Genomic DNA, 19,481 nt, shown 5'->3' with positions numbered 1-19,481 from the left:
GGACAGGCGGCGGCCTGCACCGGCGCGCTCAGGCGAGCCGGCCTGCCACGCCTGTATTCCTATTCCACCTTGATGCCGTTGTCCTTGACGACCTTGGCCCACTTCTGGGAGTCCTGCCGGATATAGGCGGCAAAGCTCGAGGGCGTACTGCCGTGGGGGATCAGGCCGGAATCCATGAGCTGCTTGCTTACCGCCGGATCCTTCAGCGCTTCCCTGGTGGCTACGCTGAGCCTTTCGACCACGGCTTTCGGCGTGCCGCGCGGCGCGAACAGCCCGTACCAGGCCACCGACTCATAGCCGGGCACCCCGGCCTGCGCGATGGTGGGCACGTTCGGCAGGATCGCCAGGCGTTCTGGGGTGGTCACCCCCAGCGGGCGCAGCTTCCCCGATTTGATATGGCCGATGGCCGGCGCCACGGCCGAGAAGATCACGTCGATGTTGCCGCCCAGCAAGTCTATGATGGCCGGCCCGCCGCCCTTGTAGGCGATATTGGTCATCTTCGTATGAGTCATGTTGGTGAACAGCTCGGTGGCCATGTCGTCGGAGGCGCCTATGCCGGAAGAACCGAAATTGATCTTGCCCGGAGACGCCTTGGCCGCCGCAATCAGATCCTTGATGGACTTGATCGGGCTGGAGGGCCTGACCACCGCAACATTGACGCCGTCGACCACGCGGCTGACGGGCTCGAGATCCTTGAACGGATCGAAAGGCATGTGCTTGTAGATGTGCGGGCCGACGGCAACGATGCCGGCGCTGGCCATGACGATGGTATAACCGTCGGGCGCCGCCTTGACCACATAATCGGTACCTATCATGCCGGCGGCGCCGCTGCGGTTCTCGACCACGATGGGTTGGCCCAGGCGCCGCGCCAGCGCACGCGCCAGCACCCGGCCGGTGACGTCCACCGAACCGCCGGCGGCAAACGGCACCACCATCCTGATGGATCGGCTGGGCCAGGAATCGGCCTGCGCGCCGGCAGCGGCGCACAGGAAGAATGCGGCGGCGCACAGCCGCCCCGCGATGCTGATTCTTTTATTCATGTCTTCCTCCTTGCGGTCTGCCGGGGCTCGGGCCCAGGCTGTCGGCTACAGGCCCGGTCTTGCGAGCCATAGATTCGACTTTACGCACATAGAGGAACGGCGCCCAGGCCGATTTCCATATGGGGCTATCACAAATTGTGATCGATCACGCGGGCGCCTGGCCATTTGCCGGCCCGCACCAGGTCGTGCGCGCAGCGTATCAGCACCATGCGCGCCCCCAGGGCGGCAGGCGAAAGCTCGTCGTCGGAAAGACTGCACAGGGAATTGATGTGCGGGGCCTGGAGATCGGCGATCGCACGGACTTCGAAGCGTGTGCGGGCGTCCGGGAAGCGCGCCACCGCGGCATGCGGCTGGATGGTCGCCCCCAGGCCCTGATCCACGGCGTCCATTAGCGCGGTCAGCGAATCGATCTCGGCCACTACCATGGGCTTGATGCCGGCGCGCGCCAGCGCGGCGTCGAGCAGGCTGCGCAGGCCGTGGGCCGCGGTCGGCAGGATCAAGGGCAGTTTTGCCAGCTGCGCGATGCGCACCGCGCGCTGCCGCGGCTGCCTGGCCGCCGGCCTGGCGCGAATCAAGTACAGCTGCTCTTGCAGCAGGGGCGCCACGTTCCAGCGCAGCGCCGTGTCGACATTGAACAGCACCGCAAAGTCTATCTGCCTGTCGTTGAGCATTCTGGCCAGATGCCCGGACAGGCTTTCCACCAAATGCACCCTGACATCGGGATAGCGCTCGCGCATGGCATACACGAATGGAATCGCCAGGCGCGCCGCGGTGGTCGGCGCCAGGCCCACGCTGGTGGTGCCGCTAAGCCGCGAGTGCTGCGCCGCCCGAGCCGCCTGGTCGGCATGGCGCAGGATCAGCTGCGCCTCGCGCAGAAAGGCCAGCCCCGCCTCGGTGGGCGTCACGCCGCGGCTGGTGCGCAGCAGCAGCCGCACCGCAAGACCGCTTTCGAGGCGGCTGATCTGCTGGCTGAGCGCGGACTGCACGACGCCCAGATCCAGCGCCGCCCGGCTCATGCTGCCCAGCTCGACTACCCTGACGAAGTAACGGATCTGGCGCAGTTCCATAAGCCCCTCGGGCGGATGCACGGCTACGCAGCGCCGGCATGTAGCGGCACCGGCCGACTGCGCCGGCCCGGCGCCCTTGCACTGCCGGGCCACTCTGGCCCGGCAAGGCGGCGCATACGCGCCGGACTCAGGCCTGCAGGCGCTGCAGCAAGCCCTGCTGGTGACTGCGCAGTTCGGCGGGCAGCCGGTCTTTCAGGCGATCGAACAGTTCGGCATGCAGGCCAAGTTCCCTGCGCCAGTTTTCGGCATCGACGGCGGTGATGCGGGCGAAGTCGCCGGCGCTGAAATCCAGGCCGTCCCAGGCAATGTCTTCATAGCGCGGCGAGATGCCGATGAGGTTGTCCTGGCCTTGCGCGCCGCCTTCGATGCGGTCGAGCATCCACTTCAGCACCCGCATGTTCTCGCCGAAGCCCGGCCAGATGAACTTGCCCTGGTCGTCGACCTGGAACCAGTTGACGCAGAAGAAGCGCGGCAGCTTGGCGCCGGCGGCGCGCAGCCGCTCGCCCAGCTCCAGCCAGTGGGCAAAATAAGAGCTCATGTTGTAGCCGCAGAACGGCAGCATGGCGAACGGGTCGCGGCGCACCACGCCTTGCGCGCCGGCGGCCGCCGCGGTGGTCTCGGAACCCAACGTGGCCGCCATGTACACGCCTTCGACCCAGTTGCGCGCCTCGGTCACCAGCGGCACGGTGTCGGAGCGCCGGCCGCCGACGATGAAGGCGTCGATCGCCACGCCGGCGGGGTTGTCCCATTCCGGGTCGATGGCCGGGTTCTGCACCGCGGCCACGGTGAAGCGTGCGTTGGGGTGAGCCGCCTTGCGGCCGCAGCCCGGCGTCCAGTCATTGCCCTGCCAGTCGATGCAGTGCTCGGGCGCAGGGCCCATGCCTTCCCACCAGACGTCGCCGTCGTCGGTCAGGGCCACATTGGTAAATATCACGTTCTCGCGCAGCGAGGCCATGCAGTTGTAGTTGGTTTTTTCGCTAGTGCCCGGCGCCACGCCGAAATAGCCGGCCTCGGGGTTGATGGCGTAGAGCTTGCCGTCGGCGCCCGGCTTGATCCAGGCGATGTCGTCGCCGATGGTGGTGACTTTCCAGCCGGACAGCGCCTGCGGCGGGATCAGCATGGCGAAATTGGTCTTGCCGCAGGCCGAGGGGAAGGCCGCGGCCACGTGCATTTTCTTGCCCTCGGGCGAGGTGACGCCCAGCACCAGCATGTGCTCGGCCATCCAGCCCTGGTCGCGCCCCATGGTGGAAGCGATGCGCAGGGCGAAGCACTTCTTGCCCAGCAGCGCATTGCCACCGTAGCCCGAGCCGAACGACCAGATCTGGCGGCTTTCCGGGAAATGCACGATGTACTTGGTGGTGTTGCAGGGCCAGGCCACGTCGGCCTCGCCCGCGGCCAGCGGCTTGCCCACGCTGTGCACGCAGGGCACGAACTCGCCGTCGGCGCCCAGCACGTCGTAGACCTTGCGGCCCATGCGGGTCATGATGCGCATATTCGCCACCACATAAGGCGAATCGCTGAGCTCTACGCCGATGTGGGCGATGGGCGAGCCCAGCGGCCCCATGGAAAACGGAATGACATACAGCGTGCGCCCGCGCATGCAGCCGTCGAACAGGCCGCGCAAGGTCTGGCGCATTTCGGCGGGCGCGACCCAGTTGTTGGTGGGGCCGGCGTCGGCCTGCTGTTCCGAGCAGATGAAGGTGCGGTCTTCGACGCGCGCCACGTCGGCCGGGTCGGACCATGCCAGGTACGAATTGGGACGCTTGGCCGGGTTCAGGCGGCGCAAAGTGCCGGCCTCGACCATTGCGGCGCACAGGCGGTCATATTCTTCCTGGGAGCCATCGCACCATTCGATGCGGTCGGGCCGGGTCAGTGCGGCGATGCCGGCCACCCATTCCTTCAGGCGCGCATGGCGCACCCAGTCGGGGGCGTTCAGTTCGATGGGGGTACCAACAGCGGCTGCAGCATTCATGGACAGGATTCTCCGTGGGATCTAAGGTGGAATCTGCGGCAAGGCGGCACGGCATCGAGCCGTGCGGCGGCCGGCCTGCGCAGTGTCTGTCCGGCCCCGAAAGGCCGGCGGCGCGGCGGCGAAAATGACTATTCTAAGACCGATTGCGTTTCGGGGCACCGCTACAAGCTGTACGCAATCTTTACGGGCGCCCCGCGGCCATGCCCGCACGCCCCCGGCACACGCGGGCTGCGGCGCCTGCTATACCCGCAGCGTGGTGGTTTTCCGGCACGGGGCGCTGGCCGCCGCAGGATCCGGCGCCTTGCATCCGCCCGCAGCCTCGGTAGTTTCCCTAGGCATAAATCCGGCAAGGCCTGATATAAACTTCATTCGGGCCAGATGAAAACGTTTTCAACCACACGGCAAAAAAATGGCGCATACCGGTCATAAAAACGCCAAGAATCCGTGCCAAGCTTCATGCCGCCGACAGGGGGTGGCCCGCTCTTTTCGGCTTTCCGGCCAGGGCAAACCGGCGGCACGCGGCGGCCACGCATGCGCAGGCCGCCCATATCACTTCAAAGGAGTCGAGACATGAAGACTAGACTGCGCGGGCTGATCGGCCTGTTCGCGATGGCGGCCTGCCTGGGCGCGGGTGCGGCCCGGGCCGACGAAATGGCCATCTGCTACAACTGTCCGCCTGAATGGGCCGACTGGGCCGGCCAGGTCAAGAACATCAAGCGCGACACCGGCATCACGGTACCGCTGGACAACAAGAATTCCGGCCAATCGCTGGCCCAGATCATCGCCGAGAAGAAAAGCCCGGTGGCCGACGTGGTCTACCTGGGCATCACCTCGGCCATCGAGGCCATGAAGTACGACGTGCTGGGCAGCTACAAGCCCAAGCACTGGGATGAAATCCCGGCCGACCTGAAAGACCCGAACGGGCACTGGGTGGCGATCCATTCCGGCTCGGTGGGCCTGTTCATCAACAAGGACGCACTGGAAGGCAAGCCGGTGCCGCAGTCGTGGGCCGACCTGCTCAAGCCCGAATACAAGGGCATGGTGGGCTGCCTGGATCCCAGCAGCGCCTTCGTGGGCTACGCTGCGGCCATCGCCATCAACCAGGCGCTGGGCGGCTCGCTGTCCAACTTCAAGCCGGTCATCGACTACTTCAAGAAGCTCAAGCAGAACCAGGCCATCATCCCCAAGCAGACCGCCTATGCGCGCGTGCTGTCAGGCGAAATCCCGATCCTGATCGACTTCGACTTCAATGCCTATCGCGGCAAGTACAAAGACCACGCCAACATCGCCTTCGTCATACCCAAGGAAGGCACGGTCTCGTTCCCCTATGTAATGGCCATGGTCAAGGGCGCGCCGCACCCGGCCAATGCCCACAAGGTGCTGGACTACCTGCTGTCGGACAAGGGCCAGGCGCACTGGGCCAACGCGTTCCTGAAGCCGGTGCGCAACGTGAAGATCCCCGCCGACATCGCGGCCAAGTTCCTGCCGGCTTCGGACTACGCGCGCTCCAAGACGGTGAACTACGCCGAGGTCGCCAAGCAGCAGGAACCCTTCCAGCGCCTGTACCTGGATCAGGTGCACTAGCGCAAAGCCAGCTGCCGCCCGATGCGTGACCTGACCCTGCCCGCCCAGTGGCGACTGGCGCTGCTGCTGCCCGCGCTGAGCCTGTTCGCCGCATTCTGGCTGATACCCATCGCGGTGCTGGTGCGCATCAGCGCGGGCGGGCATTTCCTGGCCACCTACGCCGACATACTTACCGATGCGCGCTACGTGAACAGCCTGTGGCAGACGGTGCTGCTGTCGCTGCTGGTCACCGCCGCCACCATCGTGCTGTCGGTGATCGCCGGGCTGTTCCTGACCGAGCACGAGTTCCCGGGCAAGCGCCTGCTGGTGTCGCTGCTGACGCTGCCGCTGGCCTTTCCCGGGGTGGTGGTGGGCTTCATGGTGATCATGCTGGCCGGGCGCCAGGGGCTGATAGGCAGCATCAGCCAGGCGCTGTTCGGCCACAAGCTGGTGTTCGCCTATTCCATGTCGGGCCTGTTCCTGGGCTACTTGTACTTTTCCATACCCAAGATCGTGCTGACGGTGATGGCCGCCGCGCAATCGCTGGACAAATCCGTGGCCGAGGCGGCGCGCTCGCTGGGTGCGGGCTCGTGGGCGGTGATGCGCGACGTCACGCTGCCGGCGCTGGCGCCCTCGCTGATCGCCTCGGGTGCCATCTGCTTCGCCACCTCCATCGGCGCCTTCGGCACGGCCTTCACGCTGGCCACCGACATCAACGTGCTGCCCATGACGATCTACACCGAGTTCACGCTGAACGCCAACCTGGTAACGGCCGCGGCGCTGAGCGTGATTCTGGGCGTGGTCACCTGGGCCATACTCATGCTGGCGCGCAATGCGGCCGGCCCGGCCACCATGGCAGCGGGGGGCTGATGAAGCTGCGCAAACGCCTGCTGTTCGCCGCTCAGCTTTTGGTCACGCTGGCCCTGTGCGCGTTCCTGTTCGTGCCGGTGCTTACCTCGGCGCTGACCGGTTTCCTGGTGAACTACTTCAGGGGCATCAAGGCCGGCCTGACCTGGAAATGGGTGCTGGAGGTCATCACCGATTACCACGGCGCCATCGTCAATTCGCTGCTGGTGGCCGCGTGCACCCTGGTCATCGTGACGCTGGTGGGCGTGCCGGCCGGCTACGTGCTGTCGCGCTGGCAAAGCCGCGCGTCGCGCTTCATCGAAGAGCTGATCACCCTGCCCATCGCCCTGCCGGGGCTGGCCAGCGCCCTGGCCATCATCAGCGTATATGGCGGCCTGCGGGGCTTTCGCATCAGCCTCTGGTTCATCATCGCCGGCCACGTGGTGTTCACCCTGCCCTTCATGGTGCGCTCGGTGGCCGCTGCCTGCGCCGGCCAGAACATCCGGCTGCTGGAAGAAGGCGCGGCCAGCCTGGGCGCGCGCTTCGCGCAGCGCTTCACTACGGTGGTGATTCCCAATATCCGTTCCGGCATCACGGCCGGCGCCCTGATGGTGGTGACCCTGTCGCTGGGCGAATTCAACCTGACCTGGATGCTGCACACGCCGCAGACCAAGACCTTGCCAGTGGGGCTGGCCGACGCCTATGCGTCGCTGCGCATCGAGGTGGGCAGCGCCTATACGACGATATTCTTCATCATCGTCATACCCCTGCTGCTGGTGCTGCAGGCCATGGATCGCTCGCAGCGCCGCAAGCCGTGAACGTGCCAGGGGCATACGAACTGCCAAGAACACATCAAGCGTCAAGAACAGATCAATGAAGCTGAACTCGATACCCATAAGACTGGAAGGTTGCGCCAAGACCTACGGCTCGAACGCCCGCGTGCTGCAGCCCACCAGCCTGAGCATCGGCGCGGGCGAGACCGTGGTGCTGCTGGGGCCTTCGGGCTGCGGCAAGACCACGACCCTGCGCCTGATCGCCGGCCTGGAGCGGCCCGACCCGGGCGGCCGGGTGTACTTCGGCGACGAAGACGTTACCGCCAAGCCGATCGAAGAACGGCGCGTCGGCATGGTGTTCCAGAACTATGCGCTGTTCCCCAACTTCAGCGTGCGCGACAACATCGGCTACGGCCTGAAGATCAAAAAGATGCCGGCGCGCGAACGCGCCCAGCGGGTCGACGAGCTGCTGGAACTGGTGCACTTGACCGAACACGGCGACAAGCAGATCTCGCAGCTGTCGGGCGGCCAGAAGCAGCGCGTGGCGCTGGCGCGCGCCCTGGCTCCCGAGCCGCGCGTGCTGCTACTGGACGAGCCGCTGACGGCGCTGGACGCCAAGCTGCGCGAGACCTTGCGCACCGACATGGATCTGCTGCTGAAGAACCTGGGCGTGACCACGGTGTACGTCACCCACGACCAGGCCGAAGCCATGGTGCTGGGCGACCGGGTGGTGGTCATGAGCAACGGCCGCATCGAACAGGCCGGCACTCCGCACGAAATCTATTTCAACCCCGGCAGCCGCCACGTAGCGCAGTTCCTGGGCTCGCTCAACAGCCTGCGCGGCGCCTATCGCGACGGCGAGTTCCATGTGCAGGGCGGCCGGCTGGCCTGCCCGGAACGGGCCGCGGGCCTGGCCGAAATCCACTTCAGGCCCGAGGACGCGAGCCTGCTGCCCGCGGCCGATGCCGCCTTGCGCGGCACGGTGGCCAGCGTGCAATTCCTGGGCGACCGCAGCCGCGTCTACCTGGACGGCCTGTCCGAAACCCGCGTCTGCGTCGAAGCCCCCAGCCGCAGCACGCTGCAGCCGGGCGAGCAAGTGGGCGTGCACATCCCCCCCGAACGGCTGTTGATCATGGAGGGGGAGTGAGCGCGCCCGCGCGGCCGCCCGGAGGGCGTGCGGTTCCTCCCTCGGCGAAGATGTCGCACAGCGACAGGAGGGCCCATCAATGAGCATGCTGCTGGCACAGATCAGCGATCTGCATATCAAGAGGCCGGGCCTGCTGGCCTACAAAAAGGTCGACACCACCGCCTACCTGCGCCGCTGCGTGGCCAGGCTCAATACGCTCGCGCCGCGCCCGCATGCCTTGGTCATCACGGGCGATCTGAGCGATTTCGGCGCGCCGCAGGAATACGAGTCGCTGCGCCGCGAACTGGCACTGCTGCAAATGCCCTGCTACCTGATGGTAGGCAATCACGACCACCGCGAGAATCTGCGCGCGGCCTTTCCGGATCACAGCTATCTGGGCGGCGGCCCGGGCTACATACAGTACGCCATAGACTTCGACGAGCTGAGCCTGATCGCGCTGGACACGCAAGACCCGCCCAACAGCGGCGGCCGCCTGGACGACGAGCGCCTGGCCTGGCTGGACGCGCAGCTGGAGGCGCGCCGCGGCAAGGCCGTGATAGTCGGCATGCACCACCCGCCCTTCGCCTGCGGCATCCGGCACATGGACGTGCAGGCTTTGGCGGCGGGCGACGCGCGGCGCCTGGAAGCCCTGCTGCTGCGCCACGATCACGTCGAACGCCTGATCTGCGGCCACGTGCACCGTTCGGTGACAATGCGCTACGCGCACACCGTCGCCAGCATCTGCCCCTCGCCCGCGCATCAGGTGGCCTACGACCTGGCGCCCGACGGGCCCAGCGCCTTCATCATGGAGCCGCCCGCCCTGCTCATGCACGCCCGAGTGCAGGGGCGCTGGGTGACGCACACCGTGTACGTGGAAGAATACGGCGGCAGGTATCCCTTCTACGATGCCGAGGGTAAGCTGATCGATTGACGAGCGGTTCATGTAACCAGGGGTTCCGGCCCTGCGGCTGGAACCCCTGGTCAGGCACGACGCCAAGCCCGTAGAACAGGCTGCGGGCCGCAGGCCCGCTCGGCCGTCCACCGGATCCGGCGGACGGCTGCCGCTGCGATCAGTTGATGGAGATGTGCGCGGTTTCGATTACGTTCTTCCAGCGCGCCATTTCCGCCAACTGGAACTTGCGGAAGTCTTCGGGCGTGTCGCCCACGACTTCGAAGCCCAGATGTTCCAGCTTGGCCTTGACGTCCGGCTGATGCAGGCCCTTGACCAGCGCCTGGTTGAGCTTGGCCTGAATATCGGCGGGTATGCCATGGGGCGCGACCGCAGCCTGCCAAGAATAGACCGCCAGGCCCGGCACGCCGGCCTCGGCCATGGTGGGCACGTCGGGCAGCACCGGCGAACGCTGATCCGCGGTGACAGCCAGGGCCTTGAGTTTGCCCGAGCGAATCTGCCCGATGACGGCGTTGACGTTCTGGAAGGAATACTGCACCTGGCCGCCCATCAGGTCGGCAATAGCCGGCGCACCGCCTTTATACGGGACATGCAGCCCCTTGGTGCCGGTTTTCTGCCAGAAGAGTTCAGCGGTAAGGTGGTCGGTGGCGCCGTTGCCCGACGAGGCAAAAGTAACGGTGCCGGGGTGCTCCTTCAGCAAGCGGATGAGGCTGGGCACGTCTTGCGCCGGCGACTTGGGATTGGCCACCAGCACATTGGGCGCCCGCACCAGAATGGTAATGGGGTCGAAATCCTTCACCGGATCGTACTGCAGGCTCTTGAACAAGTATTGATTGACGGCGTACACCGCGGGCGACGACACCAGCAGCGTATAGCCATCGGCTGCGGAACGCTTTACTTCGGCCGCGCCTATGGAACCCGTGGCGCCCGGCTTGTTCTGCACGATGAAGTTGCCGTGCAGTTGCTTGGACAGGATGTCTGCCGCAAGCCGCCCGGCGTAATCGGTGGATCCGCCGGCCGGAAACGGCACGACGATAGTAACGGCATGATCCGGATAAGACGCGGCCTGGGCCGTGGCGGCGGTGGCCGCCAGCAGCGCGGCGCCCATCAAGGTCTTGAGTTTCAACATGTACCCTCCGTCAGGTTAAAGGTATGAAATACGATGTGTTGTAAAAGTATCGCTATATAGCCCTATTTATTTAGAGGAATTCATAGGGCCTTTACAAGAGCCATCATCTAAGTTGTACGATGTCAGATTTTGTAAATTCAGCCTAGCAGGATTTTGACAATGTATGCGCATACTGTCAATCTGCTTTCAAACAATCCGGCCCTGTGTTTTCCCTAATACCGGCTGCGCATGCGGGTTCGGCGTTCGCCGATGGCGCGGCCGTTCAGCGTCCCTGCCCGCCGCGCATCTCCATGCGCCGCCCGGGCCTGCCCGCCGATTCGCGAGCCGCATGGCCGCATGGCCGCATGGGCACGCGCCAGGCCGGCCAAGCAGGCCGTCACACTTATCGCGCCGTGCCGCTTACCCGCACCGTGGCATCGGGCCGCTTGCGCAGATCGGGCGCCAGCGCCATGCCCAGCCCTGGCGCGGCCGGCGCCAAGGCCATGCCGTCGCGGATCTCGGGCAGGCCGCTGACCAGGTCGCGGTACCAGCTCGCCAGCGTGGCCCGCACGACTTCCTGGAATATGGCGTTGGGCGCATGCAAGGCCAGGTGCAGCCCCGCCATCAGCGTGACCGGCCCGGTGCAGTCGTGCGGCGCGATGGGCTTGGCATAGGCCTGCGCCAGGGCCGCGATCTTGCGCCCTTCGGTCAGCCCGCCGCACCAGGCAAGATCCAGCATCACGATGTCCAGGGCGCCGGCGGCCAGATGATCGCGAAAGGCGCGGGCGCTGCCCAGGGTCTCGCTGCCGCAGATCGGCATGCGGGTGCGGCTGCGCAGATCGGCCAGCGCAGCCGCATCGCTCATCTTGCACACGGGGTCTTCGGCCCAGAACACGCCGTAATCTTCCAGCGCCTGGCAGATGCGCGCCGCGGCCGGGGCGTTCCACAGGCTGTGCAACTCGCACATGACTTCGATGCGATCGCCCACCGCCTGGCGCACCTTGCGAAAAGGCTCGAGCCCGGCCTTCAGATCGGTCAGCGAAATCATGTGGCCGCCGCTGGCCGCGGCATAACCGTCGAAGGGCCAGATCTTCATCGCCGCATAGCCCTCTTCCAGCAGGCTTTCGGCCAGCCGGCCCGCGTCCGTCATGAAGGCCACCTGGTCATCGTAGGGGCCGGCCATGGCATCGTCGGCCGTGGCATGGCGCCGATTCACGCCTGCCGTGTTGTAGGCGTAGCCCGCGCAGGTGTTGTAGACGCGGATGCTGTCGCGCACGCCGCCGCCCAGCGCGATGTGCACCGGCACACCCTGGCGCTGTCCGGCCAGATCCCACAAGGCAATGTCGACGGCGCTGGCCGCGCGCGTTTCCGCGCCCGTGCTATTGAAGCCCAGGTAGGGGTTCATGAGCTGATTCGAGACGGCTTCGATGTGCCGGGCGTCGCGTCCCAGCAGCCAGGGCGCCACCTGCTCGTGCAGCACGGCTTCGACCGCCTGCGCGCCGCGGAAGGACTCCCCCAGGCCGGTCAGGCCGTCTTCGGTTTCTAGTTCGACCCAGATGAGATTGGGCCGTTCGGCAATGCGTATGCTGCGTAATGCGGTGATGCGTGACATGGTGCTCCACGAGCTCTGACGATTAAATGGACGACGGGTGCCAGGCCGCACAGGAGACGTACAACCCGGATGCGGAATTGGAATGCACGCTATTCTGCGCATCCATGTAAAATCTGTCAATCAAATTTTTTATTTAACTTTTATTTGATTTACTGATTTTACACGTTTACCAGGCTGTGCGATGATACGCACGGCCGTTCAATCCACTCTCTGCCATCGGCATCGGCTCCGTAGAATCGGCCGTGTCGAGCCGGCCCAGGCAAGCCGTGCCGAATAGACCAGCAGCAGCGTGCGGCCCGGGCGCCGGGGCGCGTGCCAGCGCCACGCGCTGCTTCTGGTTCCGCCTCCGCTTGCCCGGGCCGGGCAACTTGCCCCACACTTACGCCGCATGAACAAGCCTCAATCCGAACGCCTGCTGGGCGATGTAGTCTACGAAGAGCTGACAGCGTGGCTGGGCTCCGGGGAACTGCCGCCGCTGTCGCGGCTGCCTTCCGAAAACGAGCTGGCGCAGCGCTTGCGCGTTTCGCGGCCGGTGCTGCGCCAGGCCCTGACCCGGCTGCGCGCCGAGGGGCGGATTTCCACCCGCAAGGGCGCCGGCAACTACGTTGCAGACACCGCTAGCGCGTCCAGCCCCAAGGTCAGCTTCGGCCCGCTCACCAGCATTCCCGACGTGCGCAGCTTCCTGGAATTCCGCAGCAGTCTTGAAGGGGAAATGGCGGCGCGGGCAGCCACGCTGCACGATCGCGAAGGCCTGGCGGAAATCGGCCGGCGCCGCCGCCGGCTGGAGTCCGCCATGGCGGCCGGCGGCGACGGCATCGAAGAAGACATCGCCTTCCACGCCGCCATCGCCCAGGCCAGCGGCAACAGGTTCTTTTCCATGACCATGGAAGCGCTGGCCGCACAGACCCGCTTCAGCATCGGGCTGATACGCCAGCTGTCGGATCGGCCGCTGGCACAGCGCATGCAGGATGTGTACCGCGAACACAGCGCCATCGAGCAGGCCATCGCCTCGGGCGACCCGGCGGCCGCGCGCGAGGCCATGACCGCGCATCTGGTGGGCGGCATAGGCCGGTTGTTCGGGAAATAAGGCGGCGGCGCGCAGCCGACGGGCCTACGCTCCAGCAAGAGCGCCGGGCGGTGCGGCGCTGCCGACCCGTGCCGAAGCAAATGGCGTAGAGGTGTGCCGGGCCGCGGCAAACGGCCCACAGGTGTGCCGAGCCCCACACGCGGGCAAGCCGCCCGGGTTCGGCTCCTCTCAACCCTGTTTAGGAGCCAGGCGGCGGATCAGGTCGCCGTGGCCGGGATGGCCGGCCAGCAGCGCATCGGTATCGGCCAGTTCGAATTCGCTGAACTCGAAGCCCGGCGCCACCGTACAGCCCACCAGCGCGTAGCCGTCGGGCTCGGCCAGTTCCGCGCCGAACCAGCTACCCGCCGGCACCACCGCCTGGTAGGCCGCGGCCGGGTCGCGCAAAGCGTCGCCGAGCCGATGAGTGTGTATGGGTATGGCTGCCCCCTCTTGCAGCACGTGCACGAGCAAAGTGCCGCCGGCGTAAAAATGCCAGATCTCGTCCGAGGCGATGCGGTGCCAGGCGGAATAGGCCTGGTCATGCAGCAGGTAATAAATGGCCGTGCCGGCGCTGCGCGCCGGGCCCTGCGGCGTGCGCAGCACCTGCTGCGCGCCGCGGTAGGTTTCGCGATAATGGCCGCCCTCGGGATGCGGCTGCAGGCCCAGGCGGCGGATCAGTTCTGTGGCGATGTCGTGCATGGTGCACCTTGCGGATAATGCCTGGTCTGCCCAGGGCGTGTCGGCGTTGAAAGTGGCGCCACCTTCCTGTAGATCCGGCACGATGAAGTTTGAATTGACGCCACTGGCTGCGCCAAGGGCAATAAGTTCAGACACAACCATGCCGGATCAATAGCGCCATAGTGTCGCAGCGTCGTAGCGTCGTAGCGCCGGCAAGCCGGCTTCGACTTCGGCGTCGGCGTCGGCAGACCCCAGCTTATGAGCCCGGGCGAAAAGCACCGCGTCAATGCCATGCCTCCAGGAAGGCCAGCAGCACCTTGGCGGAATTGTCGGCCGCGATGCTCAGGAAGGTGTGCATTTCGTTGACGCCCTCGCCGCCGCCGGCCAGGTCGCTAAGGGATCGAAAAGCGATGAACGGTACCGCGTTGCTGTAGGCCACCGCGGCGCAGGCGGCGCTTTCCATGTCCAGCACATTGGCATGGAAGGTGTCGTACACGTAGCGGCGAAACGCCGCATTGTCGACGAAGGCCGAACCCGAAACGCCGCTGCCGCCCACCACCAGCTCGGGCGGCCGGCTCAGGCATTTGCCGGCATGGTCGCAGGCGCCCAGCTGCACGCCGCGCAGGCTGCGCGCCACTTCCAGCATCTGCGGATCGACGTCGAACCAGAACTTGCTTTCCAGCTGCGGATGCGCGGCCGAGCGCACCCGCACGGGGCGCACGAACATCATGCCGTAATGCGGCAGGTGCAGGGTGTCTTTGCCGGGCGGCGGCGTGTATACCCCCGGCGCGGTTTCACGCGCCATCAGCAGTTCCAGATACTGGCCCCAGCGCTGTGCCACGGTGACGTCGCCGATGTGCAATTGCGGGTTGACGCCGCCGGCGATGCCGCTGAACACGATGTGGCTGATGCGGAAGCGATCCAGCGCCAGTTGCGTGGTCATCGCGGCATTGGTCATGCTGATGCCGCTAAGGAACAGCACCACCGGTTTGCCCTGCAGCGTGCCGGTGGTGAACTGCACGCCATTGGCCGAATATTCATGCGGCTCTTGCACTTTTTTCAGCAATAGGGCCAGCTCGGGCTGGAAGGCCGAGATCACGGCGATGCGCGGCGTGCCGTCGAGCAGCTCGGCGGCGGCCGCCGGCCCAGTCAGGCCGAGCCAGGACACGCCCGAGCACAGCAGCACGACAAAGGTGAACATAAGCGCGCGCAACAGCTTGGGCATGGACATGGCGGATTCCTGTAGGTTTGCGGGCAGCCCCGCGTGCGGAGCATTGTAATTGCATGTAAGTGCGCCACATACTGTATTGATGTACAGTACGAGAGCGGCGCCCCTGGTGTGATGCCTGGTGTGATGCCTGGTGTGATGCCTGGTGTGATGCCTGGTGTGATGCCAGCAAGGGTAGGCCGGGCCCAGCCCGTTGCCACGCCCGCTGCCGCAGCCATAGCCATAGCCATAAGCATCGCAACGTGCCGGCGCCATCGCGCCGGCTTGCACGACATACACAGCCATGAAGCGGGTTCTGGAAGATCCCTACTACTACCTCGCCAATTTCGAGACGGCACTCGCATGGGTGCGCACGCGCAGCGCCGACCTGCTCGACGCGGCGGAATCGGGCTTCATGAGCGAATTCCCCACGTTGCCGCGCGCCTCGCGGGCGCTGCTGGTGCGCATGATCATGCGCAAGGGCACGCTGTTTCGCAGCGACAAGCTGCGCTATGCGGAAATCGGCTGTCCCCTTGCGGCCGCCGCCGCCCTGGCCGAGCGTGGCTGGGTCGACGCCAACCCGCTGCTCGGGCTGGAACAGCTCTTCGGCCTGTACGGCAAGGCAGAGCTGGCGCAGATGTTCGGTAAGCCGGCGGCGACGGCCGGCCGCAAGGCCCAGATGCTGGCGGCACTGCTGCCGGGCCGCGAACGGCCGCAAGCGCTGTCCGCCTGGCATCCCCAGGCCGCCGGCCCGGTCTATGAGCTGCGGATCATGCCGCTGTGCGAACGCGTGCGCCTGATGTTCTTTGGCAACCTGCGCCAGGACTGGACGGAATTCGTGCTGGCCGACCTCGGTATGTACCGCTACGAAAAAGTCGATTTCGCGCCTTCGGCACGCGCCTTCCCGCGCCGCAACGACGTCGACGACTACCTGTTCCTGCACCACTGCGGCGAGCGGCTCGAAGCCGCAGAGCAAGCCGGCGGGCAGGCCGACACGCTGCTGCTTGAAATTCCGCCGCGGCCCTACGCCAATGAATGGGTCGAACGCCGCCGCGTGCGCCTGCTGGAACACCTGGGCAGGGAACTGGAAAGATCGGGCCAGTTGCCCGCCGCCCTGCGCGCCTATCGCCGCGGCGGCCCCGGCGCATGCCGGGTGCGCGCCATTCGCATGCTCGAGCGCCTGGGGCGCACGCGCACCGCGCTGCGCTGGCTCGAGGCCATTGCACGGGATGGGCGCGCCGACGAGGCCGAGCTGCAGGCGCTGCGGCGCATCGGCCCGCGGCTGCGGCGCAGGCTCGGGCTACCCGCCGCGCCGGTGCCGAAGGCGGCCGCCATCCCGCTGTTGCGGCTGCGCCTGCCGCCGGCGCCCGGTTCGGTGGAAGAAGCCGCCAGAGCCCGTCTGGAACGCGACGGCGGCACGGTCTATTACGTCGAGAACACCTTGATCAATGCGCTGTTCGGCCTGCTGTGCTGGGATGCCCTGTATGCCGCCCTGCCGGGCGCGTTCTTCCATCCATTCCAGAGCGGCCCGGCGGATCTGCGCAGCCCGGCCTTCCACAAGCGGCGCCAGGCGCTGTTCGACGCCTGCCTGGCGCACCTGGACAGCGACGCATACAAGCGCGTCATCCGGCGCAATTTCCACGCAAAAACAGGCCTGCAATCGCAGTTCGTCGCCTGGCAGGCCCTGGACGAGACGCTGCTGGAACTTGCCCTGGAATGCATACCGGCGGCGCACCTGCGGCGCTGGTTCGAGCGCCTGCTGGCCGACCCGGCCGCCAATCGCGCCGGCCTGCCCGACCTGATCCAGTTCTGGCCGGATACTGGCGGATATCGCCTAGTCGAGGTCAAGGGCCCGGGCGACCGGGTGCAAGACAACCAGCGCCGCTGGCTGGACGACTGCATCACGCACGGCATGCCGGTGGCGGTCTGCCACGTGCAGTGGGAAGCCGCAGCGCCATGAACGCCCAGCCGCAAGAACGGCCCGCTTGCGCCGTAAAGAACCTTGACCAAAGGCCGGACGATCTTGAACAGGGCCCCGAGGCCGCCGCTCGAAGGCCGAAGAGCATCGCTCCGGAGCCAGATAGCATCGTTCGAGGGCCGGCGAGAAGCTCCGGGGAATCGACAAGCCCCATCCAGGCCTGCGAGGATCACCCGACCCCGGCCGCCGCCTACACGATCGCAGTGCGTGCGCTGTGTGAATTCGGTGCGCGCCGCGGCGATCTCGACCTGCGCTTCACGCCGGCGCCCAGCGCCCGCGAGGGCATCGCCGGCCACGCCTGGGTCAGGTCGCAGCGCGGCGCAGGCTATCAGGCCGAAGTGGCGCTAAGCGGCAGCTTCCGCCACCTGCGGGTGCGCGGCCGCGCCGACGGCTACGATCCGGCGCGTAACCGGCTCGAAGAAATCAAGACCTACCGCGGCGATCTGCGCCACATGCCGGAAAACCATCGCCACCTGCATTGGGCCCAGGCGCTTACCTACGCGCACCTGATGTGCGAACGGCAAGGGCTGGCGCGCATCGAAGTGGCCCTGGTCTATTTCGACATCGCCGCCAGGCGCGAAACCGTGCTCGCCGAAACCCACGAGGCGGCCGAACTGCGGCGGCGCTTCGAGGCGCTGTGCTCAAGCTTCCTGGACTGGTCCGAACAGGAACTGGCGCACCGCGCGCGGCGCGATGCGGCCCTGGCGCGGCTGTCATTCCCCTACCCCGGCTTTCGCGAAGGCCAGCGGCCACTGGCCGTAGCCGTGTACAACGCGGCGCGCGCCGGGCTGTGCCTGGGCGCGCAGGCTCCGACCGGCATAGGCAAGACCATAGGCACCCTGTTTCCCTTGTTGAAGGCGGCGCCGGCGCAGGGCCTGGACAAGATCTTCTTCCTGACGGCCAAGACACCCGGCCGCGCGCTGGCGCTGCAGGCACTGCAGCGGATCGAGGCGGCGCAGGATGCGCCCGTCTTGCGGGTGCTGGAACTGCAGGCGCGCGACAAGGCTTGCGAACATCCCGACAAAGCCTGCCACGGCGAATCCTGCCCGCTGGCCCAGGGCTTCTACGACCGCCTGCCCCAGGCCAGGGCACAGGCGCTGCAAGGCACCCGGCTCGACCGCCCCGCCCTGCGCGCGGTCGCGGCGCAGCACCAGGTCTGCCCCTACTACCTGGGCCAGGATCTGATGCGCTGGTGCGACGTGGCGGTAGGCGATTTCAATTATTACTTCGACCTGCACGCGCCCCTGTACCGCCTGGCCCAGGACTATGAATGGCGCGTCGGGGTGCTGGTGGACGAGGCCCACAACCTGCTCGAACGCGCGCGCGGCATGTACACGGCACAACTGCACAGATCCCAGCTGGCGGCGGCGCGCCGCGCGGCACCCGCGGCCGCCAGGCGCGCGCTGGACGCCGTGGCGCGCCGCTGGAACGCACTGTGCGCGGATCAAACCGAAGCTTACGAGGCGCGCGACGAACTGCCCGCGGCCTTCATCGCCGCACTGCAGCGCGCCGTCGGCGTACTGTCCGACGAGCAGGACGCCAACCCGCGCAGCGCCGACAGCGCGCTGCTGCGCTTCTACTTCGATGCCCTGCACTTCCTGCAACTGGCCGAACTCTACGACCGCGCCCATTCGGTGTGGGACGTAAGCCTGGCCGCGCCGGGCGCCGCCGGCACCGCAGCACGCGGGCAAGAAGGCGCCACAGTGCGCGGGCAATCGGCGCTGTGCATCAGGAACCTGATTCCGGCACCCTTCCTGGCCGAACGCTACGCCGCCGCGCATACCTGCACCCTGTTCTCGGCCACGCTGACGCCCTGGGCCTATTACGCCGACACCCTCGGCCTGCCCGCGCAGGCCGCCTGGGTCGACGTGGCCTCGCCATTCAAGGCCGAGCAGTTGCAGGTGCGCATCGCCCGCCACATCTCCACGCGCTACCGGCATCGCCAGGCTTCGCTGGCACCGGTGGTAGAACTGATGGCGCAGCAATACCGGGCGCGGCCCGGCAACTATCTGGCTTTCCTCAGCAGCTTCGACTACCTGGGGCAGCTCGCCGGCCTGTTCCGCCAATTGCATCCGGACATTCCCGCCTGGGAGCAAGCGCCTTCGATGAACGAAGCCGAGCGGCTGGCCTTCCTGGAAAACTTCACCGACCAGGGCCAGGGCATAGGCTTCGCGGTGCTGGGCGGCGCCTTCGCCGAAGGCGTGGATCTGCCCGGCCGCCGCCTGATCGGCGCCTTCATCGCCACCCTGGGCCTGCCGCAGATCAACCCCGTGAATGAAGAAATCATGCGGCGCATGGACGCCGCCTTCGGCCGCGGCTACGACTACGCCTACCTATACCCCGGCCTGCGCAAAGTGGTGCAGGCCGCAGGCCGCATCATCCGCGGCCATGACGACCAGGGCGTGCTGTACCTGATCGACGACCGCTACGACCGCGCCCAGGTGCGCGGCCTGCTGCCGCCGTGGTGGCGGGTGGAGCCGATGCAGGCGCCTCGTGCGGCAAGCGAGAACCGGGCACGGGCATAACGACGGCGCG

The 19,481-nt window shown here is 66.7% G+C and carries 15 protein-coding genes; 8 read left to right on the top strand and 7 right to left on the bottom strand.

The annotated features are described in order from the left end of the window. Window positions 1–59: 59 nt before the first annotated feature. The 3 genes from CEY11_RS00465 to CEY11_RS00455 form a co-directional block, all read right to left on the bottom strand. Entirely contained in the window at window positions 60–1,040 is a 981-nt protein-coding gene (locus tag CEY11_RS00465) for a Bug family tripartite tricarboxylate transporter substrate binding protein (RefSeq protein ID WP_088601383.1), read from the bottom strand. A 128-nt stretch (window positions 1,041–1,168) separates the two neighbouring features. Further along, window positions 1,169–2,107 carry a LysR family transcriptional regulator gene (locus tag CEY11_RS00460; RefSeq protein WP_088601382.1) on the bottom strand — a complete coding sequence of 313 codons (939 nt, stop codon included), beginning with the start codon at window positions 2,105–2,107 and terminating at the stop codon, window positions 1,169–1,171. Between the two features lie 127 nt (window positions 2,108–2,234). After that, window positions 2,235–4,079 carry a phosphoenolpyruvate carboxykinase (GTP) gene (locus CEY11_RS00455; RefSeq protein ID WP_088601381.1) on the bottom strand — a complete coding sequence of 615 codons (1,845 nt, stop codon included), beginning with the start codon at window positions 4,077–4,079 and terminating at the stop codon, window positions 2,235–2,237. A 570-nt stretch (window positions 4,080–4,649) separates the two neighbouring features. Here CEY11_RS00455 and CEY11_RS00450 point away from each other — a divergent pair. From CEY11_RS00450 to CEY11_RS00430, 5 genes are all read left to right on the top strand, one after another. Continuing rightward, the gene (locus tag CEY11_RS00450; protein WP_088601380.1) at window positions 4,650–5,663 is read left to right on the top strand and encodes an ABC transporter substrate-binding protein; all 1,014 of its coding nucleotides are present in this window, start codon (window positions 4,650–4,652) and stop codon (window positions 5,661–5,663) included. Window positions 5,664–5,684: 21 nt separating this feature from the next. Continuing rightward, window positions 5,685–6,512, top strand: coding sequence for an ABC transporter permease (locus CEY11_RS00445; protein WP_088601379.1), 828 nt, complete (start codon window positions 5,685–5,687; stop codon window positions 6,510–6,512). Beyond that, complete coding sequence (locus CEY11_RS00440) at window positions 6,512–7,306, top strand: ABC transporter permease (RefSeq protein ID WP_088601378.1); 795 nt, start codon at window positions 6,512–6,514, stop codon at window positions 7,304–7,306. The genes CEY11_RS00445 and CEY11_RS00440 overlap by 1 nt, the downstream gene beginning before the upstream one ends. Window positions 7,307–7,361: 55 nt before the next feature. After that, the gene (locus CEY11_RS00435) at window positions 7,362–8,408 is read left to right on the top strand and encodes an ABC transporter ATP-binding protein (RefSeq protein WP_088601377.1); all 1,047 of its coding nucleotides are present in this window, start codon (window positions 7,362–7,364) and stop codon (window positions 8,406–8,408) included. 85 nt (window positions 8,409–8,493) lie between these two features. Next, complete coding sequence (locus tag CEY11_RS00430) at window positions 8,494–9,318, top strand: phosphodiesterase (RefSeq protein WP_088601564.1); 825 nt, start codon at window positions 8,494–8,496, stop codon at window positions 9,316–9,318. Between the two features lie 139 nt (window positions 9,319–9,457). Here CEY11_RS00430 and CEY11_RS00425 read toward each other — a convergent pair whose 3' ends face one another. Next, window positions 9,458–10,426, bottom strand: a complete 969-nt coding sequence (locus CEY11_RS00425) for a Bug family tripartite tricarboxylate transporter substrate binding protein (protein WP_088601376.1) — start codon at window positions 10,424–10,426, stop codon at window positions 9,458–9,460. 382 nt (window positions 10,427–10,808) lie between these two features. Further along, window positions 10,809–12,017, bottom strand: a complete 1,209-nt coding sequence (locus CEY11_RS00420; RefSeq protein ID WP_088601375.1) for a mandelate racemase/muconate lactonizing enzyme family protein — start codon at window positions 12,015–12,017, stop codon at window positions 10,809–10,811. Between the two features lie 388 nt (window positions 12,018–12,405). Here CEY11_RS00420 and CEY11_RS00415 point away from each other — a divergent pair, with 388 nt between their 5' ends. Further along, a complete protein-coding gene (locus CEY11_RS00415; RefSeq protein WP_088601374.1) occupies window positions 12,406–13,104 on the top strand; it encodes a FadR/GntR family transcriptional regulator in 699 nt (232 codons plus the stop codon). A 168-nt stretch (window positions 13,105–13,272) separates the two neighbouring features. Here CEY11_RS00415 and CEY11_RS00410 read toward each other — a convergent pair whose 3' ends face one another. Both CEY11_RS00410 and CEY11_RS00405 read right to left on the bottom strand, forming a co-directional pair. Continuing rightward, window positions 13,273–13,782: a cupin domain-containing protein gene (locus tag CEY11_RS00410; protein ID WP_088601373.1), complete on the bottom strand. Its 510-nt coding sequence runs from the start codon at window positions 13,780–13,782 to the stop codon at window positions 13,273–13,275. A 262-nt stretch (window positions 13,783–14,044) separates the two neighbouring features. After that, entirely contained in the window at window positions 14,045–14,992 is a 948-nt protein-coding gene (locus tag CEY11_RS00405) for a 5'-methylthioadenosine/S-adenosylhomocysteine nucleosidase (RefSeq protein ID WP_233154652.1), read from the bottom strand. 280 nt (window positions 14,993–15,272) lie between these two features. Between CEY11_RS00405 and CEY11_RS00400 the strand changes: the two genes are divergently transcribed. Continuing rightward, window positions 15,273–16,928, top strand: coding sequence for a VRR-NUC domain-containing protein (locus CEY11_RS00400; RefSeq protein ID WP_088601372.1), 1,656 nt, complete (start codon window positions 15,273–15,275; stop codon window positions 16,926–16,928). Window positions 16,929–17,149: 221 nt separating this feature from the next. Further along, complete coding sequence (locus CEY11_RS00395; RefSeq protein WP_233154651.1) at window positions 17,150–19,471, top strand: ATP-dependent DNA helicase; 2,322 nt, start codon at window positions 17,150–17,152, stop codon at window positions 19,469–19,471. Window positions 19,472–19,481 lie beyond the last annotated feature (10 nt).

Source organism: Candidimonas nitroreducens (assembly GCF_002209565.1).
Taxonomy (GTDB): Bacteria; Pseudomonadota; Gammaproteobacteria; order Burkholderiales; family Burkholderiaceae_B; genus Candidimonas; species Candidimonas nitroreducens.
This window is presented reverse-complemented; position numbering and strand designations above follow the sequence as displayed.

Coding starts and splice junctions, on each gene's coding strand:
- CEY11_RS00465 (WP_088601383.1), bottom strand. CDS start 1,040: ATGAATAAAAGAATCAGCATCGCGGGGCGGCTGTGCGCCGCCGCATTC.
- CEY11_RS00460 (WP_088601382.1), bottom strand. CDS start 2,107: ATGGAACTGCGCCAGATCCGTTACTTCGTCAGGGTAGTCGAGCTGGGC.
- CEY11_RS00455 (WP_088601381.1), bottom strand. CDS start 4,079: ATGAATGCTGCAGCCGCTGTTGGTACCCCCATCGAACTGAACGCCCCC.
- CEY11_RS00450 (WP_088601380.1), top strand. CDS start 4,650: ATGAAGACTAGACTGCGCGGGCTGATCGGCCTGTTCGCGATGGCGGCC.
- CEY11_RS00445 (WP_088601379.1), top strand. CDS start 5,685: ATGCGTGACCTGACCCTGCCCGCCCAGTGGCGACTGGCGCTGCTGCTG.
- CEY11_RS00440 (WP_088601378.1), top strand. CDS start 6,512: ATGAAGCTGCGCAAACGCCTGCTGTTCGCCGCTCAGCTTTTGGTCACG.
- CEY11_RS00435 (WP_088601377.1), top strand. CDS start 7,362: ATGAAGCTGAACTCGATACCCATAAGACTGGAAGGTTGCGCCAAGACC.
- CEY11_RS00430 (WP_088601564.1), top strand. CDS start 8,494: ATGCTGCTGGCACAGATCAGCGATCTGCATATCAAGAGGCCGGGCCTG.
- CEY11_RS00425 (WP_088601376.1), bottom strand. CDS start 10,426: ATGTTGAAACTCAAGACCTTGATGGGCGCCGCGCTGCTGGCGGCCACC.
- CEY11_RS00420 (WP_088601375.1), bottom strand. CDS start 12,017: ATGTCACGCATCACCGCATTACGCAGCATACGCATTGCCGAACGGCCC.
- CEY11_RS00415 (WP_088601374.1), top strand. CDS start 12,406: ATGAACAAGCCTCAATCCGAACGCCTGCTGGGCGATGTAGTCTACGAA.
- CEY11_RS00410 (WP_088601373.1), bottom strand. CDS start 13,782: ATGCACGACATCGCCACAGAACTGATCCGCCGCCTGGGCCTGCAGCCG.
- CEY11_RS00405 (WP_233154652.1), bottom strand. CDS start 14,992: ATGTCCATGCCCAAGCTGTTGCGCGCGCTTATGTTCACCTTTGTCGTG.
- CEY11_RS00400 (WP_088601372.1), top strand. CDS start 15,273: ATGAAGCGGGTTCTGGAAGATCCCTACTACTACCTCGCCAATTTCGAG.